The 6,200-nt window shown below is 71.9% G+C and carries 5 protein-coding genes and 1 rRNA gene; 5 read left to right on the top strand and 1 reads right to left on the bottom strand.

Annotation, left to right across the window (positions count from 1 at the left end):
• Positions 1 to 196: 196 nt before the first annotated feature.
• The 3 genes from ACFUK0_RS15780 (at position 197) to ACFUK0_RS15790 (ending at position 3,342) form a co-directional block, all read left to right on the top strand.
• The gene (locus ACFUK0_RS15780; RefSeq protein WP_380250333.1) at positions 197 to 955 is read left to right on the top strand and encodes a sulfite exporter TauE/SafE family protein; all 759 of its coding nucleotides are present in this window, start codon (positions 197 to 199) and stop codon (positions 953 to 955) included.
• 145 nt (positions 956 to 1,100) lie between these two features.
• Entirely contained in the window at positions 1,101 to 1,409 is a 309-nt protein-coding gene (locus ACFUK0_RS15785) for a 4a-hydroxytetrahydrobiopterin dehydratase (RefSeq protein WP_380250335.1), read from the top strand.
• A 115-nt stretch (positions 1,410 to 1,524) separates the two neighbouring features.
• Entirely contained in the window at positions 1,525 to 3,342 is a 1,818-nt protein-coding gene (locus ACFUK0_RS15790) for a PQQ-binding-like beta-propeller repeat protein (RefSeq protein WP_380250337.1), read from the top strand.
• Between the two features lie 68 nt (positions 3,343 to 3,410).
• On the opposite strand, the gene ACFUK0_RS15795 is transcribed toward ACFUK0_RS15790, so the two are convergent.
• Entirely contained in the window at positions 3,411 to 3,932 is a 522-nt protein-coding gene (locus ACFUK0_RS15795) for an HNH endonuclease (protein ID WP_380250341.1), read from the bottom strand.
• A 283-nt stretch (positions 3,933 to 4,215) separates the two neighbouring features.
• Between ACFUK0_RS15795 and tyrS the strand changes: the two genes are divergently transcribed.
• Entirely contained in the window at positions 4,216 to 5,484 is a 1,269-nt protein-coding gene (gene tyrS / locus ACFUK0_RS15800; RefSeq protein WP_380250343.1) for a tyrosine--tRNA ligase, read from the top strand.
• Positions 5,485 to 6,110: 626 nt separating this feature from the next.
• Positions 6,111 to 6,200 (top strand): 16S ribosomal RNA (locus tag ACFUK0_RS15805); the annotation flags it as partial.

Consider the following 6,200-nt stretch of genomic DNA (forward strand, 5'->3'; position numbering starts at 1 on the left):
CCGGGCCCCGGTCCGGGCACCCGCCCCGTCCCGGACGACGGGCCCCGGTCCGGGCACCCGCCCCGTCCCGGACGACGGGCCCCGGTCCGGGCACCCGCCCCGTCCCGGACGACGGGCCCCGGTCCGGGCACCCCGGGCCCGCTACGGCATGATCGCCCTCGGACAGGCCGGACAGGACCGAGCGGAGGGAAGACGGATGACACTCTGGGAGGGCCTCGCCGTCCTGCTCGCCGGCGTCGGCGCGGGCACCATCAACGCGATCGTGGGCTCCGGCACCCTGATCACCTTCCCGGTGCTGCTCGCCCTCGGCCTGCCGCCCGTCACCGCCAACGTCTCCAACACCCTCGGCCTCGTCCCCGGTTCGGTCAGCGGAGTCATCGGCTACCGCCGCGAACTCGCCGGCCAGGGCCGTCGGCTGCGCCGTCTCGGCACCGCCTCCCTGTTCGGCGGCCTGCTCGGCGCCGTACTGCTGGTGAGACTCCCCAGCGAGGCCTTCGACACCATCGTCCCCGTCCTCATCCTGCTCGCCCTCGTCCTGGTGGTCATCCAGCCCCGGGTGGCCCGCGCCGTCGCCGCCCGGCGCGGCGAGGGCGGCGACCCCGACGGCGGCCCGCTGCTGCTCACCGGCGTCTTCCTGACCGGCATCTACGGCGGCTACTTCGGCGCCGCCCAGGGCGTCCTGCTGCTCGCGCTGATGGGCATGCTGCTGCAGGACAGCATGCAGCGGATCAACGCCGTCAAGAACGGCCTGGCGCTGATCGTGAACGCGGTCGCGGCCGTCTTCTTCCTCTTCACCTCCGTCATCGACTGGACGGCCGTGCTGCTCATCGCGGCCGGCTCGGTGGTCGGCGGACAGGTCGGCGCCAAGGTCGGCCGGCGGCTCCCGGCACCGGTGCTGCGCACCGTCATCGTGGTCGTCGGCCTGATCGCCGTCACCCGGCTGCTCCTCGGCTGACGCGGGGATCCGGAGCCGGCGCAGGGATCCGGGCCGGCCGCGAGGTGTCGCCGACGCTGCGGGCCTCCGCCTTCCTATGCTCCAGGGAGGAATCCAGGCAGGGCCTCCGTCCGGCCTGACACCACCGGCACCCGGGAGCGGACCGATGAGCAGAGCACTCCTGACCGAGGACGAGATCACCCAGGGCCTGGCCGCGCTCCCCGAGTGGTCACGCGTGGGCGACACCATCGTCCGGACCGCCAGCGCCGACGACTTCCCGGCGGCGATCAGGGTCGTCGTCGCCGTCGCGGCCGACGCGCAGGCCCTGGACCACCACCCGGACATCGACATCCGCTGGCGCACCCTGCACTTCGCCCTCTCCACCCACAGCTCGGGCGGGCTGACCGCGCTGGACCTCACCCTCGCCGCCCGGATCGACGCCGCCCTGCGGGCCGAGAGCTCGGAGGGCCGGTAGCGCCCCACGGCGGCGGTGAAGGGCCGTCACCGTGCCCACGGCGGGCGGAGCGGCCCGCGCCGCCCGCCGTGAGATGCTGACTGCCGCATCGCAGGCAGCGGGAGGGACGCACCACATGGCTCAGGACCTTCCCCCCGCTGTCGGCCCGCACGGGCAGCAGCCCTGGTACCCCGGCCAGGAGCAACCGCAGCAGCCGTGGCCGCCGGCCGACGGCCCGCAGTGGCAGCAGGCCGTCCCCGCCCAGCGCGAGCCGGACGGCTACTCCGACGGCTACGGGTACCAGCAGCCGGCGCCCTCCGGCCACGGGCAGAACCCGTACGGCGACACCGGGCACCAGCCCGGGTACGCACCCCGGCAGGACCACTCGTACGGCCAGTACCCGGCCTACGACGGCTACCAGGACACGGCGGACGGGCAGCTCTACGCACCGGCGGGCGCCGAGTACCCGGCGGACGGCTACCTCCCCTACGAGCCGGTACCCGGGCCGGTGCCGCAGCCGGTGCCCGCGGCCGCGCCGACGGCGGCGGACGCCTCCCGCGGTGACCGGCCCCGGCCCTCACTGGCGGCCAGGGTCAGGACGGCCGCCGAGACCGTCGTCTCGGCGGACCACGCGCCCACCCCCCGTGCCCTGGCCGTCCGGGCCGGCGCCGGTCTCGCCGCCCTCGCCGTCCTGGTCACGGCCGGAGTGATGGTGAGCGGGGAGAACAGCGGCGCCGACACCGGGAGCCCGTCGGCCGCCGCCTCCGGCGAGAAGGGCTTCACCGCCGTCCACACCAAGGCGTGGTCGGCGGAACCGGCCGCCGCAGCACAGCCCGGATCCGACGACACCCTGCTGGGCAGCTGGCTGCTCGGCGGCAGCGTCGTCCGCGCCGAGGCCGCCGGAGTGCAGGCCTACGACCTCGCCACCGGCAAGGCCGGCTGGGCGGTCGAGCCGCCGGCGGCGGGCGCCGTGCCGTGCGGGCTCTCCTCCTCCGTCAACGGCGCCGGCCTCGGCGCCGTCCTGTTCCGCCCCCAGGCCGACCCGGCCAGCCCCTGCACCCTGGTCGTCGCCGTCGACACCGGTACCGGCAAGACGGTCTGGACGAAGACGCTCTCGGACGCCAAGGACCACTACGGCGCCCGGATCGGCGTCACCGACGACAAGGTGATCGCGGTCGGCGACGACAAGGTGCTGGCCTGGCAGGCCGCCGACGGCGTCGACGTCTGGCAGTACACCGGGCAGGGCAAGTTCTGCACCCTCTCCGGCGGCGTCCAGGGCGGGACGGTCTTCCTGCACAGCAGTTGTGCGGACTCCACGCCGGTCGACCAGGCCGTCTCGCTGAACACCGCCGACGGCAAGGTCGGCTGGGCGAAGGGCCTCACCAACCAGCCGAAGACGGTCACCGTGCTCTCCGCCGAGCCGGCCGTCCTCGGCACCACGGGCGCGCAGCCCGCCGACGACCGCATCTTCGCCTGGGGCGCCACCGGCGACCCGGCGGCCGAAGTCCCCGTCCTCGCCGAGGACAGCCGGATCGACGCCGTGCACGGGAGCTTCTCGGCCACCCCCGGCATGTTCTTCCAGGGCAGCACCATGGCCGTCACCCTGGTCCCCGCGGCCGGCGGCCCGGTGGCCATCGCCGCGTACGACCTGACGACCGGCAAGCAGCAGTGGAAGGCCGTCACCGCCGGGAAGGGCGAGAAGGGCAAGGTACGGGCGGTCGGCCTCGACAACGGCGCCCTGCTGCTCGCGGCCGACGAACGGCTCGGCCAGCCCGCCCGCCTCAGCCGCTTCGCGCTCGCGAGCGGCCAGGAGACCGTCGGCGGCTCCTTCCCGCAGGGCACCGGCTCACTGCTGATAGCGGGCCGGGTGCTGATCGGCGGCGACGAGGTGGTCGCCGTCCCGGAGCACTCCGCCACCTTCGGCATCGCCTCCGCCTACCGGGCCAAGGGCTGACCACACCCTCGTGACGGTGCGCCGACGGGCCGGCCGGTCCCCCGATCGGGCCGGCCCGCCGGCTGTCCTCAGGCCGCCGCGAACATCTGCTCCGGCAGCCAGGCGGCCAGCTCCCGGACGTCCGAGCCGCGCAGGCCCAGCGCCAGCATCAGGGTGGCCTGCGGGGTCGGCTCGAACGGCTTGCGGAGCAGCTTCATACCGGCCTGCTCGGGCGTCCGGTCCGCCTTGCGCTGGTTGTCCTCCGCGCAGGCGGCCACCGTGTTCAGCCAGCTGTCGGCGCCGCCGCGCGACTTCGGCTGCAGGTGGTCCACCGTCGTCCCCCGGCGCCCGCAGTACGCGCACAGGTGCTGGTCGCGCACCAGCACCCCACGGCGCGACCACGGCGCCCGTTGTCGGAACGGCACCCGGACGTACCGCTGCAGCCGGATCACCCGCGGTACCGGAACACTCACGCCCGTACCGCGCACCGTGCGCAGCGGATGTGCGTCCTCGACGACCGCCTTGTCCTGAAGCACCAGCACCACGGCCCGCTGCATCGACACGGTCGTCAGCGGCTCGTAGCTCGCATTGAGCACCAGCGTGTTGCGCACCTCGGCCACCTCCTCGCAGGCGTGCCAAGGTGGCACGACCGGCTCCCCACACGTCACTGCCGCCGCACGGCGGTGGGACCACTGTGAACGGACCCGGGGCCGTCGAACAACGGAATTTCCGGTGTCGGCCCGGGGCCCGGCGCAGGCGGCCCGCACGCGCGGGCGAAAACTCCCTGGCCCCGACCGCGTACCCTCTAGAACGCTGGAGTCGCTCCGCACCGGGGCCCGATCGAACAGGGCCCGCACCAACGGACGGGCGCCCGATCGAAGGAGAATCGTGACCGTGACGGACATCGTCGACGAGCTGCGGTGGCGTGGGCTGATCGCCCTGTCCACCGACGAGGACGCACTGCGCAAGGCGTTCGCGGACGGCCCGGTCACGTTCTATTGCGGCTTCGACCCGACAGCCGTGAGCCTGCACCTCGGCAATCTGGTGCAGATCCTCACCATGCGCCGGATCCAGGATGCCGGGAACCTCCCGCTCGGCCTCGTCGGCGGCGCCACCGGCCTGATCGGCGACCCCAAGCCGAACGCCGAGCGCGTGCTCAACGACCCCGAGACCGTCGCCGCCTGGGTCGACCGCCTGCGTGGCCAGATCTCGCGCTTCCTCGACTTCGAGGGCGAGTACGCGGCCCGCATGGTCAACAACCTGGACTGGACGTCCGGCATGTCGGCGATCAGCCTGCTCCGCGACGTCGGCAAGTACTTCCGGGTCAACAACATGATCGCCAAGGAGGCCGTCGCCCGACGGCTCAACTCCGACGCCGGCATCAGCTACACCGAGTTCAGCTACCAGATCCTCCAGGGCATGGACTACCTGGAGCTGAACCGCCGCTACGGCTGCGCCCTGCAGACCGGCGGCAGCGACCAGTGGGGCAACCTCACGGCCGGCACCGACCTGATCCGCAAGGCCGAGGGCAAGTCGGTGCACGCCCTCGCCACCCCGCTGATCGTCAAGGCGGACGGCACCAAGTTCGGCAAGACCGAGTCGGGCACGGTCTGGCTCGACCCCGAACTCACCACCCCGTACGCCTTCTACCAGTTCTGGCTGAACGCGGACGACCGGGACGTCCCCACCTTCCTGCGGATCTTCAGCTTCCGCTCGAAGGAGGAGGTCGAGGAGCTGGAACGCGAGAGCGCCGAGCGCCCCGCCGCCCGACTCGCCCAGCGGGCGCTCGCCGAGGAACTCACCACCCTCGTCCACGGCGCCGAGCAGTACGAGCGCGCGGTGGCCGCCTCGAAGGCCCTCTTCGGTCAGGGCGACCTGGCCGACCTGGAGGCGCCGACACTGGCCGCAGCCCTCGCCGAGGTACCCAGGGCCGAGATCACCGAGCTGCTCCCGATCGTCGACCTGCTGGTCGCGACCGGTCTCTCGGCGAGCCGCTCCGCAGCCAGGCGCACGGTGAAGGAGGGCGGGGCCTACCTCAACAACACCAAGGTGACGGACGAGGAGGCGACGCCGGTGGCGGAGGACCTGCTGCACGGCCGCTGGCTGGTGCTGCGGCGGGGCAAGCGCAATCTCGCCGCAGTTGAGCTGACGTCAGAAGGCTGAAAACAGACGCTGTTTGAGCTGCGGCGATGACACCTGGGGGCCGGATCCGGACGGATCCGGCCCCCAGGTGTTTGACGGGGCCCGGGGAGTGGCCTAGTGTTGGACGAGTCGCCTGAACCGGGCGGGTGAGCGGGAAAGCCGATCGGCTGGACCGAACCGACCGGAGCGACCGCCACGATCAGCACAGACCTTCTCTTCATTCGAATCCCATTTCATGGGTGCGTTCCGCGTATTTTTCGGATGCTGAGCGGTGAATTTCGGACTCGTCCGGAACTGCGCTAATGTGGAGGTCGCCGCAGAAAAGCGGACCTGGCCGGCCAGGGTTGGAAAAGCGAAACTCCGGTTAAACGGGGCGGAACGGATCTGATAAGCTGGAAACACGAAAGAACGAAGCGCCCGGAGAGACCGTGAGAGCGGCTCGAAGGAAGTGTCCGTTCCTTGAGAACTCAACAGCGTGCCAAAAGTCAACGCCAGATATGTTGACATCCCCGGCCTGGTTCATTTGAACCGGGTTGGAGATTCCTTTAGTAACAAAACACTAGCGAGGACGCAGTGCGCGGGACTTCCCTATTCCGGGGGTCGCCGCGCCGCTCAACGCGAGTGGCTCGCCGGATTACCGGCAGACATTCACGGAGAGTTTGATCCTGGCTCAGGACGAACGCTGGCGGCGTGCTTAACACATGCAAGTCGAACGGTGAAGCCCTTCGGGGTGGATC

The organism is Kitasatospora sp. NPDC057223 (assembly GCF_042669755.1).
GTDB lineage: Bacteria > Actinomycetota > Actinomycetes > Streptomycetales > Streptomycetaceae > Kitasatospora.